16 protein-coding genes are annotated in these 17,194 nt (G+C 73.5%); 10 read left to right on the top strand and 6 right to left on the bottom strand.

Going from position 1 to position 17,194, the window contains the following annotated elements:
* Positions 1–40 precede the first annotated feature (40 nt).
* Entirely contained in the window at positions 41–3,184 is a 3,144-nt protein-coding gene (locus AB0K00_RS41690) for a hypothetical protein (protein ID WP_363533083.1), read from the top strand.
* Positions 3,185–3,201: 17 nt separating this feature from the next.
* Here the strand turns inward: AB0K00_RS41690 and AB0K00_RS41695 are convergent, their stop codons facing one another.
* Entirely contained in the window at positions 3,202–4,251 is a 1,050-nt protein-coding gene (locus AB0K00_RS41695; protein WP_363533086.1) for an aldo/keto reductase, read from the bottom strand.
* A gap of 78 nt (positions 4,252–4,329) precedes the next feature.
* On the opposite strand from AB0K00_RS41695, the gene AB0K00_RS41700 reads away from it, so the two are divergent.
* Both AB0K00_RS41700 and AB0K00_RS41705 read left to right on the top strand, forming a co-directional pair.
* A complete protein-coding gene (locus tag AB0K00_RS41700; protein WP_363533089.1) occupies positions 4,330–4,719 on the top strand; it encodes a MerR family transcriptional regulator in 390 nt (129 codons plus the stop codon).
* A 9-nt stretch (positions 4,720–4,728) separates the two neighbouring features.
* Positions 4,729–5,226 (top strand): pyridoxamine 5'-phosphate oxidase family protein, encoded by a 498-nt coding sequence (locus tag AB0K00_RS41705; RefSeq protein WP_363533092.1) that lies wholly within the window; start codon positions 4,729–4,731, stop codon positions 5,224–5,226.
* Between the two features lie 12 nt (positions 5,227–5,238).
* On the opposite strand, the gene AB0K00_RS41710 is transcribed toward AB0K00_RS41705, so the two are convergent.
* Positions 5,239–5,838: a hypothetical protein gene (locus AB0K00_RS41710; RefSeq protein WP_363533094.1), complete on the bottom strand. Its 600-nt coding sequence runs from the start codon at positions 5,836–5,838 to the stop codon at positions 5,239–5,241.
* A 183-nt stretch (positions 5,839–6,021) separates the two neighbouring features.
* Here AB0K00_RS41710 and AB0K00_RS41715 point away from each other — a divergent pair, with 183 nt between their 5' ends.
* From AB0K00_RS41715 to AB0K00_RS41725, 3 genes are read left to right on the top strand one after another with little or no spacing between them, the layout of a single operon-like run.
* Entirely contained in the window at positions 6,022–6,639 is a 618-nt protein-coding gene (locus tag AB0K00_RS41715; RefSeq protein WP_363533200.1) for a sigma-70 family RNA polymerase sigma factor, read from the top strand.
* A complete protein-coding gene (locus AB0K00_RS41720; RefSeq protein ID WP_363533097.1) occupies positions 6,636–7,097 on the top strand; it encodes a hypothetical protein in 462 nt (153 codons plus the stop codon). Before AB0K00_RS41715 ends, AB0K00_RS41720 begins: the two co-directional genes overlap by 4 nt.
* A 25-nt stretch (positions 7,098–7,122) precedes the next feature.
* Positions 7,123–8,649, top strand: coding sequence for a S8/S53 family peptidase (locus tag AB0K00_RS41725; protein WP_363533100.1), 1,527 nt, complete (start codon positions 7,123–7,125; stop codon positions 8,647–8,649).
* Between the two features lie 23 nt (positions 8,650–8,672).
* Here the strand turns inward: AB0K00_RS41725 and AB0K00_RS41730 are convergent, their stop codons facing one another.
* Genes AB0K00_RS41730 through AB0K00_RS41740 form a run of 3 tightly spaced genes read right to left on the bottom strand, consistent with a single transcriptional unit; the run spans position 8,673 to position 10,714 of the window.
* The gene (locus tag AB0K00_RS41730) at positions 8,673–9,857 is read right to left on the bottom strand and encodes an RNA polymerase sigma factor (RefSeq protein ID WP_363533103.1); all 1,185 of its coding nucleotides are present in this window, start codon (positions 9,855–9,857) and stop codon (positions 8,673–8,675) included.
* An 11-nt stretch (positions 9,858–9,868) separates the two neighbouring features.
* Complete coding sequence (locus AB0K00_RS41735; protein WP_363533106.1) at positions 9,869–10,222, bottom strand: YciI family protein; 354 nt, start codon at positions 10,220–10,222, stop codon at positions 9,869–9,871.
* 51 nt (positions 10,223–10,273) lie between these two features.
* The gene (locus tag AB0K00_RS41740) at positions 10,274–10,714 is read right to left on the bottom strand and encodes a DUF6069 family protein (protein WP_363533109.1); all 441 of its coding nucleotides are present in this window, start codon (positions 10,712–10,714) and stop codon (positions 10,274–10,276) included.
* 388 nt (positions 10,715–11,102) lie between these two features.
* Here AB0K00_RS41740 and AB0K00_RS41745 point away from each other — a divergent pair, with 388 nt between their 5' ends.
* The 4 genes from AB0K00_RS41745 (at position 11,103) to AB0K00_RS41760 (ending at position 16,544) form a co-directional block, all read left to right on the top strand.
* On the top strand, positions 11,103–12,701 hold the full coding sequence (locus AB0K00_RS41745) for a TROVE domain-containing protein (RefSeq protein WP_363533112.1): 1,599 nt from the start codon (positions 11,103–11,105) through the stop codon (positions 12,699–12,701).
* 69 nt (positions 12,702–12,770) lie between these two features.
* On the top strand, positions 12,771–15,278 hold the full coding sequence (locus tag AB0K00_RS41750) for a CHAT domain-containing protein (RefSeq protein WP_363533114.1): 2,508 nt from the start codon (positions 12,771–12,773) through the stop codon (positions 15,276–15,278).
* 88 nt (positions 15,279–15,366) lie between these two features.
* A complete protein-coding gene (locus AB0K00_RS41755; protein WP_363533117.1) occupies positions 15,367–16,038 on the top strand; it encodes an FCD domain-containing protein in 672 nt (223 codons plus the stop codon).
* Between the two features lie 62 nt (positions 16,039–16,100).
* Positions 16,101–16,544, top strand: coding sequence for a DUF1622 domain-containing protein (locus AB0K00_RS41760; RefSeq protein WP_363533119.1), 444 nt, complete (start codon positions 16,101–16,103; stop codon positions 16,542–16,544).
* 10 nt (positions 16,545–16,554) lie between these two features.
* Here the strand turns inward: AB0K00_RS41760 and AB0K00_RS41765 are convergent, their stop codons facing one another.
* Complete coding sequence (locus AB0K00_RS41765) at positions 16,555–17,178, bottom strand: helix-turn-helix domain-containing protein (protein WP_363533122.1); 624 nt, start codon at positions 17,176–17,178, stop codon at positions 16,555–16,557.
* Positions 17,179–17,194 lie beyond the last annotated feature (16 nt).

Genomic DNA, 17,194 nt, shown 5'->3' on the forward strand with positions numbered 1-17,194 from the left:
CGACGGGCGTCAGGCGCAGGCAGTTGCGGCCGCCATCGACGTGGCCGCCACGCCTGACAACAATGCGCACCTGCGCACGTCAGTGTTCGACGACCTGGCGAAGCCCGGGGCCGAGCACGGACGCGACATCGGCACCACGCTCCACGCGATAGCCAGTGACCCCACCGTCAACGCCTTCGATCGTCAGTCTGCCGCACAACTGGCGGCTCGACTCGGCCCGCAGCAGTGCGAGCAGGCCGCCACCGACCTCGAGAACATCATCCTCGATCCCGCCGTGGGCATGCTGATCCGATCGTGGGCCACGCAGACGCTGGCCAAGCTGGGCAAACCATGGACCGAGCGGACCGCCGCGCAGCTGCAGGCGCTGCTGCGGCAACGGTGGATCTCGGACGAGGACCTGTTGGTGACGACGACCGCGCTCGCCTCGCTGCGACCGGGTGGCGTCGAGCTGGCCGCCACCGTCCTGCAGGGCATCGCCGGCACGGGACCGGCGGAGTCCTGGCTCCGGTGGGAGATCGCCAACCAGCTCGCCGACCTCGGCCGGTCCTGGATCGGCCACTCGATGGACATCCGCGCGACCTGCGTCACCGATCCGAACGGGGATGAGTATCTCCCGCTCCAGGCGGCACAGGAGCTGATCGCCACCGGCGGGCACCGCGGTCACGAGGTCGCCGGGATGCTGGGCTGGCTGGTGACCCGCCGGGAGGTGGACGACGGAAGGGCCCTCGACGCAGCCGGGGAACTGGCCGGCAGGACAGGCATCTCCCGGGAGCGAGCGGTGGCCGCCCTGGAACTCATCGCCATCGACCCCGGCCGGCCGGAGTCATCGCGCCGGCAGGCCGCCCACCGGCTGCTGCAACTCGGCGTCGACAGGTCAGACACATTGGCGACGATCGCCGCCGACCCGCTGGCCGACGACGACGAGCGGCTGTCCTCGATCGAGCTGCTCATCAGGCTCCGCCCCGACACCTGCGCCGAGGTCGTCGCACCGCTGTGCGCACTGGCCGTCGGGCCGGCCACCGGCGTCGACGTGCGCCGCCGCGCGGTCAGGCTCCTGGCACGCCTGCGCCCGGTCGACCGCACCGCCGCCGGCACGCGACTGCGTGCCGTGGTTGCCGCCGAACCGGCCGGGAGTCCGGCAGCCGCCTTCGGGCAGGTCGCCCTCGCCACGCTCGACCCGGGCCTGCTGGCATCGGCCGCCACAGCGCTTCGAGGACTGCTCAAACACCCCGAGGTCGACGCCGACGACCGCCTCCAGGCGGCCGAGCTGCTCCTGCGGATGGGCCCGGAGCACCGCGCTCCGGTCGCCGACGCGCTGGAAGCCATCGCCCTCGGCCCGGAGGGCAACGGACTGCGGGGGCGGCGCGCCGCACAGGCGCTGGCCGGCCTCGGCCCGGACCACCGCACCACGGCAGCGGACCTGCTGCGTGCACACAGCGCCGACCCTGCAGCATCGGAATGGAACCGCAGAAGGGCGGCGCTGGCGCTGGCCGGCCTCGGGACCGAGCACCACGAGGCGGCCGCGACGCTGCTGCACCGCATCGTCGTCGACGCGACCCTGCTGCCGGAGGAGCGCGCCCGGGCGGCCAAGGCAATGATCGTCTTCGCGCCGCAGTATCTGCCCATGGTCGTCGAGGACCTGCGCCGCATCGCCACCGACGAGGCCTGCAGCGCGGCCGACCGGCTGACCGCGGCACGTGAGATGGCGAAGTTGGGCGGCGACGCCAGAGCGGCCGCCGCGGCCCTCGTCGAGCAGCAGGCCACGGATGCCGCCGCGGATCCCATGGCGCGTTGCAACGCCGCGGAATATCTCGTCAACCTTGGCCTGCCGGCCCGACCGGCCGCGATCCGCGCCCTGCGGGCGTTGGCCGCGGAGCGGCGGTTCGATGTGCGATACCGGACCCGGGCGGCCGTTGAGCTCGCCGGTCTCGGGCCGCACGCCCGGGCCGGAGCCTTGAGCATCCTGCGCGAGTTCGCCGCCGAGGAGGCACAACCGCCGCTGCAACCGGTGCATCAGGCGCTCGTCACCGCGACGATCGCCGAGATCGACGACGAGCACGTGTCCACCGCGGTGGACACGTTGACCGAGGCGGCCACGGACCGAAACACTGCACCGTGGCAACGGCTCGTGGCGATCTCGATCCTGACCCACGTCGGGCGGCACCAGCACGACCGGAGCGCCCGGCTGTGGCATCAGGCCGCCACCGGCACGCCGGCGCGGGGTTGGGAACGCCGGATCGCCGCCGAGCAGCTGGCCCGGTTCGGCCCGAGCCACCGGCTGCGGGCCCTGGAGGTGCTGGTCGACATCGCCGGTGATCCTGCGGTCGACCCGTGGGAGCGCGTCGAGGCCCTGACCGCACTGGTCCGGTTCGATCCCCGGCGTTGCGACGACACGCGAGCCCACCTCGCGGCGATCGCCGACGACCCTGACGTGTCGGCCACCGAGCGGTGCGCGGCGGCGAGGGCCGCGGCCGGGCTCGGGCCGGCCGGCCGGACGCTGGCAGCCGACGCGCTCCGGCGGGTCGTGCAGGACGGACGCCTGCGCTTCGTCGACCGGATGTGGGCCGCCACCGACTTCGCCGCAACACAGCGTGACGCGCGGGCCGGCGGCGCGTTGATGCGGCCGCTCGTCGAGGAGTTCGCGGCCGATCCGACCAAGCACGCGCGCGCCCTCAACGCACTGTGCGACATCGACTGGCGATACGAACCGGCAGCAAGGACGGCGCTGTTGCACCTCGTCCATGACACCGGCGCCGCCACGGCAGACCGCCGTCGCGGCGCGGCCGCGCTGGCCGAATGGGGCAGCCCCGAGGCGAAGGTCGCGGCCGGGGTGCTGCTGAGCCTGGCCAAGGGTGACGCGACCCAGGACCCCGGCGGCGAGGTCGAGCAGGCCCTGGCGTACGCGGAGCTGGCAACGTTGCGGCCCGAACACCGGCATGCGGCAGCGGAGGCCCTGGCTCGGCTGCCCAGGACCGGCCTGACGTCCCTGCAGCGATGCGATGTCGCCGAAGGGCTCGCCGAGTTGCGGCCCGCGGGCCGGCGGCACGACCTCGAATCGCTGTGCGCCGAGGCGACCGACCCCGCGATCCTGCCACCAGAACGGTTGTACGCCGCGCAGACCCTCGGGCGGCTCGCATCGGTGACCGGCCGGGTCACCGGACTGCAGTTCCTGCTCAACGGGTAGGCCGTGGCAGTCCGCGATCAGGCCGCGGCGCGGTCGGCCGTGCGGCGGCGGCGCAGCGTCGCGTCGGTGAGCGCCGGCGGGCGCCAGGCGCCGTCCGCCCGGTACAGGTCGGTCCCCGGCGGCACGATCTCGTCGATCCGGTCCAGGGCGGTGTCGTCCAGGGTCAGGGTGGCGCCCTTCAGCGCGGCGTCGAGCTGGGCCATGGTGCGGGGCCCGGTGATGACCGAGGTGACCGCCGGGTGGGCGATCGGGAACGCCAGCGCCAGCTCCGGCAGCGTGCAGCCGAGGTCCGCGGCGAGCTCGACGAGCTGCTCGACCACGTCGAGCTTGCGCGCGTTCTCCTCCAGCGCCGGGTCGAACCGGGCCGGGGTGAGCGCGGCGCGGCCGGTCGACAGGTCCACCGGCTGCCCCTTGCGGTAGCGGCCGGTCAGGAACCCCGATGCCAGGGGGCTCCAGGTCAGCACGCCCATGCCGTACCGTTCGGCGACCGGCAGGAGGTCCTTCTCGATGCCTCGGGCCAGCAGCGAGTACGGCGGCTGCTCCGTGCGGAACCGGTGCAGCGCGCGGCGCTCGGCGACGTGGTGCGCCTCGACGATCTGCTCGGCCGGGAAGGTGGAGCAGCCGAACGCGCGGATCTTGCCCTGCCGCTCCAGGTCGGTGAGCACGGACAGGGTCTCCTCGACGTCGGTGCTCGCGTCGGGGCGGTGCACCTGGTACAGGTCGATCCAGTCGGTCCCGAGCCGGCGCAGGCTGTCCTCGATCTCGCGCACGATCCAGCGCCGCGAGTTGCCGCCCCGGTTCGGCCCTTCACCCATCGGGAAGTGCACCTTGGTGGCCAGCACCACGTCGTCGCGGCGGCCCCGCAGCGCCTTGCCGACGATCTGCTCGGACTCGCCCGCGGAGTACATGTCGGCGGTGTCCACGAAGTTGATGCCCTGATCGAGGGCGGCGTGGATGATGCGGACGCAGTCGTCGTGATCCGGGTTGCCCACCGCGCCGAACATCATCGTGCCGAGGCAGTGGGTGCTCACCTGAATGCCGGTGCGCCCGAGGGTGCGGAACCGCATGCTGCTCCTTCCGGAAGGGCTGTCTGCTGCACCATAGGAGCTAGAGTCGGCTCTAGGTCAACTTGTACGATGTGCGGCATGTCCGACATTGAGCGACGGTTGAGCATCGGCGAGGTCGCCGAACGCACCGGCCTGAGCGTGCACGCGCTGCGCTTCTACGAGCGGGAAGGGCTGCTCGCCACCCCGATCCGGCGTGACCCCGCCGGGCGGCGCGTCTACGACGAGGACGACGTCGACTGGCTCACCGTCTGCGTGATCCTGCGCGGCTCCGCGATGCCACTGCCGCAGATCCGCCGCTACACCGAACTCGTCCGCGGCGGCGAGGGCAACGAGGCGGAACGGCTCGACCTGCTGCGGGAGCACCGGCAGCGGGTCCTCGACCAGATGGACCAGCTGCGTAAGTGCCTCGACCTGGTCAACTACAAGGTCGGCGTCTACGAGGACATCCTGGACGAGCGCGCGGCGTAGCGTTGCCACATGACGACGTGGAAGGAGCTCACCGAGCTCGCACCGACCATCGCGGCCGTCTTCGCGCGCCGCCACGCGGCGACCGGCAAGCTCTGCATGCTCGCCACGATCCGCGCCGACGGCTTTCCGCGGATCAGCCCGATGGAGCCCGTGATCTTCGAGGACCAGCTGTGGATCATGGGGATGCCGGACACCGCCAAGTTCCGTGACCTGGCCCGCGACCCGCGCTTCTGCCTGCACACCGCCACGGTCGACACCTACCTCGCCGACGGTGACGCGAAGCTGTGGGGCGTCGTTGCCGACGTCCGCGACGAGGACGTCCACCGGCGGTTCGCCGAGGCGCTGTTCGCGGAGTCCGGCATGGACCTGCGCGACAAGCTGCCCTTCGACCACCTGTACGCCGCGGACCTGACCGGCGCGTCCTCGATCGCCCTCCTGGGCGGCGACCGCCTCGAGATCACCATCTGGAAGCCCGGCGAACCCGAGCGCGTGGTCCAGAAGCACTGAGGCCGGCGGCGGTCAGTCGCGCTCCCCGGCCGGGGCGCCGTGCCACCGCCAGCGCTCGGGGCGCCCGAGCCCGGGCAGGTCCAGCCGTCCGGTGGCCCACAGCAGCGCGGTCCACGGGTCCAGGTCGTCGAGCGGGGCCGGCGTGTCGGGGAACAGCCGGGTGAGCACCCGCGCGCAGACGTCGGCCGGCCCGGCGAGCTTCAGGCCGAGGCCCTCGGCGATGTCATGGCCGTGCACGAGCGCCTCAACGCAACCCATGGCGGCGAAGCCTTCAGGGTCCGCCATACCGGTCGGGTGGTAGGCGCGGACGTGCGCGGGTGCGACGCGGACCGCGGCGACGAGGATGCCGCCGCCGGCGACGACGAACTCCAGGACCTCGGCGGCGGTGGCGTCGGCGTCGGCGTTGGCCAGGAAACGCACGTAGCGGGTGGCCGGCCGGGCGACCAGCTGGGCGGCGTAGGACAGCAGGACGTCACCGGCGTGCTCGGCGGTGTGCCAGCAGTCCCATTCGAGGGAGCCCGCGCGGGTCGACCAGTCCCGGTCGGTGGCCGGCGCCAGCGCGGTGGCCACCGCGGCGAGTGCTGAGTCCAGGTCGTCGGCCGTGACGGTCATCGTGCCTCCGGGGGGTTCGGTCTTCGCCGGCCGCCCGACCTGCTTCCACAGCCGCGCGGGGGCGGCCCGGCGGCCGCCCTGGCGCGGTGATGACGGCGACCCGGTGACCGCCGCGGAAAGTCGATGAATTCTTTTTGCAAAGTCATGTATCAGGCAGTGGGCGCCCGTACACCTATGTGCGTGATGCAACGTGACGCCCCCGCACGGGGGGCTCCGCTGACCGCCGGTGACGACGCGATCTGGGACACGGCCGCCCAGGAGTTCGCCGACTGGCGGGACAACGGTGACAACGACGCGCTGAACCGGCTCGTCCGGTTGCTGACGCCGGTGCTCTGGCAGATCGTCCGGGCGTACGGGGTGAGTCGGCCGGAGGCGGAGGACGTCGTCCAGACGACCTGGCTGGCCGTCATGGGCAAGGCGGACACGGTCCGGGAGCCGCACGCCGTGGGCCGGTGGATCACCACCGTCGCCCGGCGGGAGGCGTGGCGGGTGTCCCGGCACGGGCGGCGGGAGCGGCCCGCGGACCTGTCGGCGGTCGACGGCGAGATCGACCCGGCCCCGGACCCGGCTGTGGAGGTCGCCCTGCACAGCAGCCTCGCCGGGCTCTGGCGGCACGTGGCGGAGCTGCCCGAGCGGTGCCGGCGGCTGCTGCGGGTGATCGCCTTCGCCGAGCGGCCGGACTACGCGACGCTGTCCGCCGAGATGGACATGCCGGTCGGTGCGATCGGCCCGACCCGGGGCCGGTGCCTGGAGAAGCTGCGCCGCAGTCTTGACGGCGATCCGGAATGGAGCGACCGATGAGTGCTGACGAGGTGGTGCTGGCGGCGATGCGGGCCATGTGGGAGGCCGCCGACCCGTGCCCGGTGGACCTGACCGAGCGGGTGCTGTTCCGGTTGAGCCTGGAGCGGCTGGACGTCGAGGTGATGGCGATCCAGACGGCGCTGTCCGGGGCGGGCGCGCGCGGCACGGAGATGACCAACACGATCATCTTCGAGTCGCAGTCGCTGGCGCTGACCATCGCGGTGTCCGAGGCACGGATGCGGCAACGCCGCCGCATCGACGGCTGGATCAGTCCGTCAGCAGCACTGCGGGTGCAACTCCACGGCGCCGACGGCGTGCTGGAGGAGACCGCCGACGAGGACGGCCGGTTCGCGTTCCCCGACGTGTCCGGCGGCCTCGTGCACTTCACGGTCGAGCCGACGGCGGGGGCCGCGGTCCGGCTCGACCATCCGGTGGCGACACCGGCCATTGCGATCTGACCTCGTACGAGTCTGGAGACCACACATGTCGATGCCTCCACCGGACGAACCGGCGCACGGCCACGACTACGACCCGGTCATGCCGGGTCCGGAGATCCTGTCCCGGTACGGTGCCCGGCTGCTCGATCCGGCCACCGCGCCACTGTTCGAAGGGCAGCACATCCGCCCGACCGTCTACCTGGCCGACCGGCTGCTGGTCACGACCGCACCACCGGCGAACTGGCCGCGGGAGGACGACGAGTGGCGCCCCGCCGTCCTCGACTGGCTCTGCGCCGCCGCCGACGACCTCGGTCTGTGCGTCAACGCCGGCAACACCGACGACGCGGCCACCTCCTTCACGGTGCGGCTCGAGCGGAAGGCCGGCGGCGACCCGGTCGCCGTCGACGCGTGGAAGGTGCTGCAGGGGGCCCGGCGGCGCGCCGACCCGGATCCGAGCTCGGACGGCCCCGGCTACCCGCGGCTGCCCGGCGTCGAGCTGGACCACCTGATGTCGATCCAGCCGTACCGTCCGGCCCCGTACGACTCGCCGCACCCGTACGACTCCCCGCACCCGTACGGCGCGTCGCCGTACGCCGACCTCGCCTACAGCGGGCCGCGGCCGGTCGCGCTCGTGCTGGACCTGCCGGAGACGGCCGCCCCGAGGACTGGGTCGCCGGGCCACTGCGCGCCCGTCGTGGCCGTCGTCGACACCGGCTGCGGCGTGCACGGATGGCTGAGCAAGGTGCGGTTGACGCAGCTGCAGAAGCCCGCCGGCACCGGGCCGAAGGCCGGCACCGCGCCGGGGGAGTACCGGGGTGCCGTGAACCGGCCGCTGGACGGGCTGCGTGACCCGCTCGCCGGGCACGGCACGTTCATCTGCGGGCTGGTGCGGCAGGCGTGCCCCGAGGCGGACATCATCGCGATCCCGGTGATCGAGCCCGACGGCACGATCCCGCAGAGCAACCTCGTCGCCGCGATCGACCAGCTCACCGCGATGGTCAAGGCCGGCGACCCGGTCGACGTCGTGTCGGTGTCGATGGGCCACTACCACGAGGATCCCGCGTCCATCGCCGACACCGCCGCCCTGTACACGTCGCTGCAGGCGTTGACCCAGCTCGGCGTCATCGTGGTCATGTCGGCCGGGAACGACTGCACCGCGCGGGAGAGCTACCCGGCGGCGCTCGCCGAGGCCGGCAAGTACACCTGGAACGTCGTGCCGGTGGTGAGCGTCGGCGCGCTCAACCCGGACGGCAGGACGGTGGCGATGTTCAGCAACACCGGCAAGTGGGTCACCACGTGGGAGCGCGGCGCCGCGCTGGTCAGTGCCATGCCGGAGGACTTCCAGCACAGCCTGCAGGCGACCGCGCGCACCAGGGACGACGCGGCCAACAAGGACCGCGCCAGCGTCGACCCGGACGACTTCACCGGCGGGTTCGCGATCGGCTCGGGCACCTCGTTCGCCACACCGGTCGTCGCCGGCCGGATCGCGCGGCGACTCCTTGCGCTCGGCGCCCTGGACCTGGGCAAGTCCGAGCTGCGGCGGGAAGCGGTCCGGCAGGTTGTCAACCGCTGACGGGGGCCGGCAGGGCCGCCGCCTCAGCGATCCAGCTGCGCGCGGCGGCCCTGCAGGAACGTCCGCTCGGTGTCGTTGCCGGCCAGGGCGACGGCCTCGTCATACGCGGCGCGGGCCTCGCCGGTCCGGCCGAGCCGGGCCAGCAGGTCGGCTCGCGTCGCCGGCAGCAGGTGGTAGCCCGGCAGGTCGATGTCCTCGATGGTGGCCAGTGCCAGGGCCGGGCCGTGCACCTCGGCGACGGCGACGGCCCGGTTGAGCGCGACCACCGGGGTCGGGGTGTGTGCCAGGAGCTGGTCGTAGAGCGCCAGCACCTGGGACCAGTCGGTGGCGGGCCCATCGGTGTGCACGGCGTTGATGGCGGCCTGGATCTGGTACGGGCCGGGCTGGTTGCGGCGCAGGCAGCGGCGGACCAGGGCGTGGCCTTCGGCGATCAGCTCACGGTTCCACAGCGACCGGTCCTGTTCGGCGAGGGTCACCAGCTCGCCGGCCGGGCCGACCCGGGCCGGGCGGCGGGCCTCGACGAGCACCAGCAGCGCGAGCAGCCCGAGCACCTCGGGCTCGTCGGGCATCAGGCCGGCCAGTTCCCTGGCCAGGCGGATGGCCTCCAGGCACAGGTCGGTGCGCACCAGCTCCCCGGCCGTGGACGCGTAACCCTCGTTGAAGATCAGGTAGAGCACGGTCAGCACCGGTGGGAGCCGGGCGGGCAGTTCGGCGGCACCGGGCACCCGGTAGGGGATGCCGGCGTCGCGGATCTTCTTCTTGGCGCGCACGATGCGCTGCGCGACGGTCGCCTCGGGGACGAAGTACGCCCGCGCGATCTCGGGCACTTCGAGCCCACCCAGCAGCCGCAGCGTGAGCGCCGTCTGCGCCAGCGGGGCAAGCGCCGGGTGGCAGCAGGTGAAGATCAGCCGCAGCTGGTCGTCGCGCACGGGTCCCACCTCCTCTGGCTCGTCGGGTTGATGCAGGAGCAGTGCCTGGGCGTGCCGGGCCTCGCGGGTGGACTCCCGGCGCAGCCGGTCGATGGCCCGGTTGCGGGCGGTGGTCACGATCCACGCGCCGGGGTTGGGCGGTGGGGTGTCCCACTTCTGCAGCGCCACCGCGAACGCGTCCTGGACCGCCTCTTCGGCGATGCCGATGTCGCCGAGGAGGCGGGTCAAGGTGGCCACGCAGCGCCCGTATTCGGCCCGGTAGATGTCTTCGATGTCCATGACGGGCGGTCTCAGGCGGGCTCGTCCTCGAAGGGCCGCACCTCGACGGGCCCCATACAGGCCTCCGAGCACTTCTCGGCCCAGACGAGCGCCTCGTCGAGGTCGGCGCAGCGGATCACCCAGAACCCGCCGAGTTGTTCCTTGGTCTCGGTGTACGGCCCGTCGGTCATCGTGGTGTTGCCGGTCCCGGCGTGCACGACGGTGGCGGTGTCCGGTGACAGCAGGCCGCCGCCGAAGACCCAGGCACCGGCGCTGCGCAGTTCGGTGTTGACCCGGTCGACCTGGTCGAACGCGGCCTGCATGGCATCGCCCGAGGGCATCGGGACGTCGTAGTCGTGGTGCACGGCCAGCATGTACTGCTTCATGAGCGGCTCCTGATCTGTGGCAGGCGGGGATCTGTGGCAGGCGGGCGGGAGTCAGGCGGACAGCCGTCGCGCGACGGCGGGGATGACGATGGCCGCGGCGACCAGGTGCGTCACCATCAGCAGGACCTTGGTCGTGGACGCGGCGTCCGCGATGACGTCCGGCACCAGCGACAGCACCGTCAGGGCCACGGTCGTGCGGACGAACGTGCGGCGCGGCCGCCGGGCGAAACGGCCCAGCAGCGCGGCGAGCACCAGTCCGACCAGCGACAACATCGCGGTCAGCGTAGCGAACCCGGCGACCGGGATGGGCTCGCCCGCCATGTCGAGGCTGATACCGGCGGCGTGTCCGGCGGCCGCGACGGCGGCGATGGCGACGGAGGCCGCGGCCGTGGCGGCGACACCGGCGAGCAGCATCGAGCGGATCGGGAAGGCGGTGTCCGAGCCGGCGCTGCGGGAGGTGGGGGTGGTGGTGGGGTTGGTGGTGGTGGTCATGACGGGCCTCCGTTGCGGTGCGGACCGGCCCTGCGCCGGTCTCTCACCAGGGCTACGAACGCGGGCCGCGGCAATCGACACGCCGGCCGAACTTCCTGCCAAGATTTTTCCGGCGGCGTTCGCGCGGATAAATTCGCTTGTGCGGTCCTCGGCGATCCGCGTAGGTTGTCGGAGCGCTTCCCGGTGCGAAGGTGACGGTTCCTTCCTTCGAAAAAAAGCCCGTCACCGTTCTGGTCTCGGGAATGCGCCCAACGACACCGCACGGCGGTGCGCAGATCCTCAGGTGGAGGTTCGACCCCTCCAAACGTCCCGGCGGACATGTAGCCAGTCAGCGCCCAGGGGCATGGTGCGGCCGCACCTCGGTATTCGACCGTGGCACGGGGGATCGATGGCCAGGTTCAACTTCAAACTGCGCGAAAACCGGCACGAAGCGGCGGACTACGACGTCGAGGTCGTTGCCGAGCAGGGCCGCCTGCGATACCAGATCGTCCTGGCCCAGCCGGTCACGGCCGAGGGGGCGCGCGGATTCGTCCGCGAGCCGAAGGCCGAGCTGTTCCTGCTGGCCGTGTCCAACATGGTCGGCGAGCACACGTTCTACGAGGCCGCGGCGGACCGCGACGGTCGGTTCCGCGCGCTGGTCGCCGAGGTCGCGGTCGCCGACCCGGACTGGTTCGGCCGGTTCGTGCCGTGGCTGCGCACCGGCGCGATGCTGCGTTCGGCGTCGGTGGTCGCCGCGCTGGAAGGCGCCCGCGCGCAGGTCGCCGCGGGCATCCCGGGCTCCCGCGCGGTGGTGGGTGCGGCGCTGCAGCGCGCCGACGAGCCGGGCGAGGCACTGGCCTACTGGCTGGGCCGTTACGGCCGGTCGCTGCCGAAGCCGGTCAAGCGCGGCATCGCCGACGCGGCGGTGCGGCTGTATCACCAGCGCAGCATGCTCAAGTACGACACCGACGGCAGGGCGGTCCGGTTCGGCGACGTCATCGAGCTGACCCACCCGGTGGCGCGCGACGAGCGGCAGGGCGAGCTCTTCCGGCACGCGCTGAACCGGCGGCACCGCCGCGACGGCCTGCCACCGGCGTCGCTGCCCATGCTGGCCGCGCGGTCGGCGCTGATGGCGGTGCCGGTGCAGCAGCGGCGCGCGATCACCGACCCGGCGGCGCTGGGCGCGGCCGGGATGACGTGGGAGGCCCTCGCCGGGTGGCGGCAGGACGTGATGGACGCCGCCGCGTGGGAATCGGTCATCCCGACGATGGGCTACTTCGCGCTGCTGCGCAACCTTCGCAACTTCGACCAGGCCGGCGTCAGCGACGAGGTCGCCGCGACGGTGGCGGCGAGGCTTGCGGACCCGCACGAGGTCGCCACGTCGCGGGTGCTGCCGATGCGCTACCTGTCCGCGTACAACGCCGCGCCGAGCCTGCGGTGGTCGTATCCGCTGGAGCTGGCGCTGCAGCACGCCCTGGCGAACGTGCCCGCACTCGACGGGCGGACGCTGATCCTGATCGACACATCCGGATCGATGAACAGCACGTTCAGCAAGGACGGCACACTTCGCTGCTGGGACGCCGCCGCCGTGTTCGGCCTGGCGCTGGCCGCCCGCGCGGAAGACGCGACGGTCGTGTCCTTCGCGAGCGTCAGCAAGGTGTTCCCGCCCGTGGCCGGGGAGTCGGTGCTGGCCGGGGTGCGCCGGTTCAGGGACGGCGGCTGGTTCCTCAACTCCGGGACCGCGACGGAGCAGGCGCTGCGCCAGCACTACGACGGTCACGACCGGGTCGTGATCCTCACCGACGAGCAGGCGCGCGCGCACCGCTCGGCGGACGCGCTGGATCCGGTGCCGGAGCAGGTGCCCTTGTACACCTGGAACCTGGCCGGCTACCGGATCTCGTATGCGGCGGCGGGGCGGCACCGGTACACCTTCGGCGGCCTGTCCGACGGGGCGTTCGCCATGATCCCCCTGATCGAGACCGGCGACGACGGCCGCTGGCCCTTCTGAGATCGTGCTGAGATCGTGGCGCGGGATAACCCGCTGCCTGCGACCCGCCGCGGGGCGCACAATGAACCCATGGGCGCGGCGACCGCTACGGAACTGCACCAGCAGGCACAGCGCGAGGCCGAGCGGGGGCGCCGGGCCGCCGCATATGTGCTGCTGCAGCGCGCGCTCACCCGCGACCCCGATCCGGTGCGCCGGGCGCACATCCTGATCAGCCTGGCGTATCACGAGGCGGAGCGGCGGCGGCTCATGGACGGCCTCGCCCTGCTCGACGAGGCGGACTCCCTGCCGGACCTGCCGGCCGGGCTGCGCGCCTTGACCGCCAGCCAGCGCGGGCTGCTGTACCAGCGCGCCGGCGAGCTCAACCGCGCCGCCTCCTGCTACGACCTCGCCCTCGGCCTGTTCAGCGAGGCCGAGCCGCAGGACATGTGCCGCAACCTGCTCAACCGGGGCCTGGTCAACATGCAGCGCGGCCGCAACCGGGCCGCCCGTTCCGACTTCGCGCGCTGCGCGGACATCGCCGCCCGGCACGGCCTGGACCTGCTCGCCGCCAAGGCCTCGCACAACCTGGGCTACCTGCACATGCTCGCCGGTGACCTGCCGACCGCGCTGCGCACCATGGACGGGGTGGCGCCGGTGCTGATGACCCAGTCGCCGCTGCACGCGGGCGTCTACCACTTCGACCGGTCCCAGGCGCTGCTCGCCGCCGGGCTGTTCCGGGAGGCCGACGAGGAGCTGCGCACGGCCGCGACCCTGTTCCAGGCGGCCCGGTCCACCCACGACCTCGCGGTCGCGGAGCTCGGGCAGGCGCAGCTGGCGCTGCTGGACGAGCGGTGGGCCGACGCGGGTGCGGCCGCGGACCGGGCCCGCCGCCGGTTCGCCGGCCGCGGCACCGCGTGCTGGGCGATGCTCGCCGGGCACGTCGCCATCGCCGCCAGGGTCGGTTCCGGCTCCCACCGGGCGGCCACCGCCCAGGCGGTCCGGCTCGCCGACCGGCTGCAGGGCGCCGGGCTGCACGACGAGGCGCGCCGCAGCCGGCTGACCGCGGCGCTCGCCGCCCTCGCCGGTGCCGGGACGGGCCGGGTCGCCCGGGCGCGCCGGGCCGCCGGCCAGGCGATCGAACTGCGGGCGCGGGACCCGATCGCGACCAGGCTTCAGGCACGCACGGTCCGGGCGGCGCTCGCCGACGCGGCCGGCAACCCGGGCGACGCCGACCGTGAACGGCGCGGCGCGATGGCCGACGTCCACCGGTACCAGGCCTCCTTCGGCAGCCTCGACCTGCAGACCGCGATCGGCAGCCACGCCCACCGCATCGCCGAGGACGGCCTCGCCCGGGCACTGTCGACCGGCCGGCCGGCGACCGTGTTCGGCTGGGCGGAGCGGGCCAGGGCACTGTCCGCGCGGCTGCCGCCCGTGCTGCCACCGGACAACGACGAGGCGGCGGACCTGCTGGAGGAGCTGCGGCAGGCCCGGCGGGACCTGCGTGAACACCTGCTCGCCGGGCGGGCGGACACCCGGCTGCGGGTCCGCTGCGCGCAGCTGGAGCAACTCGTCCGGCAGCGGTCCTGGTACACGCCGGGGCCGGCCCAGACACTCGCGCCGGCGCCGCTGCCACGGCTGCGGGAGCGGCTCGGCGCGTCGTCGGCGACGTTCGTCGCACACCTCACCGCGGGCGACCGGCTGTGCGCCCTGGTCGTCACGGCCCGCCACCAGGCGGTCGTCGACCTCGGCAGCGCCGAGCCGGTGCTGGAGACGCAGCGCCGGCTGCGCCGCGACCTGGATCTGCTGGCCCTGGACACCGTGCCGAAGGAGGTGCGCGCGACGATCCGGGCCAGCAGCCGCTCGGCGCTCGCCCGCCTCGACGCCGCGCTGTGGCAGCCGTTGCGTGCCGCACTCCTGGACGGGCCCGTGCTCCTCGCGCCGTCGGCGCAGCTTGCGGCGGCGCCGTGGACGCTGATGGCGACGCTGCGCGGGCGGGCGGTCGCGGTGGTGCCGTCGGTGACGGCGTGGCTCGCGGCGCACGAACGGCCCCCGATGCCACCCGCGCCCACCGTCGCGTTCGCCGCCGGGCCGGACCTGGCCCGGGCCGGTGAGGAGATCCGGCTGCTGGCGCGGGTGTGGTCGCTGCCGGACACCGCGGTGACGACCACCGCGGACGTGCGGGCGGCGGCGGCCCGGGTGGACATCCTGCACGTCGTGGCGCACGGCGCGCACGAGCCGGACAACCCGCTGTTCTCGCACCTGCTCCTCGGCGACGGGCCGCTGTTCGGCCACGAGTTCGAGCGGCTCGCCAAGCTGCCGCACCACGTCGTGCTGTCCGCCTGCGAGCTGGGCCTCACCGGCGCGCGACCGGCCGACGAGACGCTCGGCATGACGGTCGCGATCCTGCACGCCGGCGCCCACAGCGTGGTCGCGGGGGTCGCGCTGGTGTCCGACGCGATCGCCTGCCGGGTCGCCGCCGCCCATCACGGCGGGCTGCGGCGTGGCCTGCCGCCCGCGGCCGCCCTCGCCGGCGCGATCGGCGCGCTCGACCCCGACGACGACCCGCCGCCGCTGGTCTGCTTCGGCGCCGGCTGGTGAGCCGCCGCCGGCGTCCACATCGGACGCAAGCCGGCATTTCCCGGCTTCGGCACATCGACGGGCGTCCGGCGTCGTACGCTCTGGAGTCATGGCAGGTACCCCTGCGTATCAGGTTCTCGCCGCCAACCTCCGGCGCGAGATCCTCACCGGCGTGCGGCGGCCCGGCGACCGCCTGACCGAGGAGGAACTCGGCTCGGCGACCGGGCTGGGCCGCTCCACGATCCGCGAAGCGTTGCGGCTGCTGAGCAGCGAACGGATGATCACGACGAGCCGGGGCACCGGCGGCGGCAGCTTCGTCGCGGAGCCCGACTCCGACACGATCGCCGGCGTCCTTGCCGACGGCGTCGGGCGGCTGGTCGCCTGCGGTGCGATGTCCTTGCCGGACCTGTTCGAGGTGCGCCGGATGATCGAGGTGCCCGCCGCCGGTCTGGCGGCCACCTGCCGCACACCCGCGCACCTGGAGCAGCTCGCCGCGGCGATGTTCCGGCCGGACACCGACGGCCTGGCGCACAAGGTCGCCGTGCACGCGCAGTTCCACTGTGCCGTGGCCGCCGCGAGCGGCAACCGGCTGCTGTACGTCGTGGCCCGTCCCCTGTACCGGTTCTCGCCCGAGCACCTGCAGCACCCGCCGTCACCGGCCATGTGGCACCAGATCGACGCCGACCACCGGGCACTGCTGGAGGCGATCAGCGACCGTGCCCCCGACCGGGCGATGGCCCTCGCGGCCGAGCACGTCGACCGGCTCACGCTGGACGGCTGAACCCCGGCGGGCGGTCGCCGGCCGGGGTACGTTCAGCTTGATCAACGGCGGGAGAAGCACACGTGACGTTCACGGAACTGATGGAGCGCGCGGCGCAGGGATTCGACGCCCTGGGCGCCGGCGTGCTGGTGGTCGGGCTGCTGTGGTCGATCGGGCTGGCCGTGCTGACCTGGCGGTCGACCGGCGGGCGCCGGGCGTATCAGGCGCTGCGGGAGAGCTTCGGCGGCGTGCTGCTGCTCAGCCTCGAGGTGCTGGTCGCCGCGGACCTGATCCGCACCGTCGCCGTCGCGCCGACCACGCAGAACGTCGCGGTGCTCGGCCTCATCGTGCTCATCCGGACGTTCCTGAGCTTCTCGCTGCAGGTGGAGATCGACGGCGCCCTGCCGTGGCGGCGCGCGCTCACCAGCGGCGTGGCGACCGTCGCCCGGGCCACCACCGCGGCCCGCGACGCCGGCCGCCCACCGGCCACGTCGACGGACCCGGCACGGTCGCCCGACGGGGACTGACCCCGGCGCGTCAGCGTGCCGACAGCGGCAGGCGGACGGCCGGAGGGAGCGGCGCCCGGACCGGGTCGGCCTGGAACGACTGGAGCATCAGGGCCGCGAAGCGGCGCGAGGCCGCCACCCGCACCGCGGGTGAGTCGGCGCGGATGCCGTCGTTCGCCATCAGCGCGAGGATGATGTCCTCCAGGACGAAGTCCGCCCGCAGGCCGCCGCTCTCCTTCGCCCGCCGGACGAGCTCGAGCAGCAGGCGCAGCGTGCGGTCGCGGTCCGCGGTGAAGTAGTCGGCCACCGCCGGCTGCGAGGTGAAGGCGCGGGAGAACCCGCGGTCCAGGGCGTGCACCTCCATCAGCCGCTCGATCACCAGGCAGAACCCGCGCCACGGGTCGGCCGCAGCGAGACCCTCCTGGACGACGGACGAGCACAGTGCCAGCTGCTCGGCGAAGGCCTCGGCCAGCAGCACCTCCTTGGTCGGGAAGCGCCGGTAGACGGTGGCGACGCCGACCTGCGCGCGCCGGGCGATCTCCCGCATCGGCACGTCGAGGCCGTCGGTGGCGAAGGCGACGCGGGCGGCCGCGAGGATGCGTTCGCGGTTGTCGCGGGCGTCGGAGCGCAGGGTCTGCATCACTTGGGCCGTCACCGCTCTCACTTTAGCC

Source organism: Dactylosporangium sp. NPDC049525 (genome assembly GCF_040676755.1).
Lineage (GTDB): Bacteria > Actinomycetota > Actinomycetes > Mycobacteriales > Micromonosporaceae > Dactylosporangium.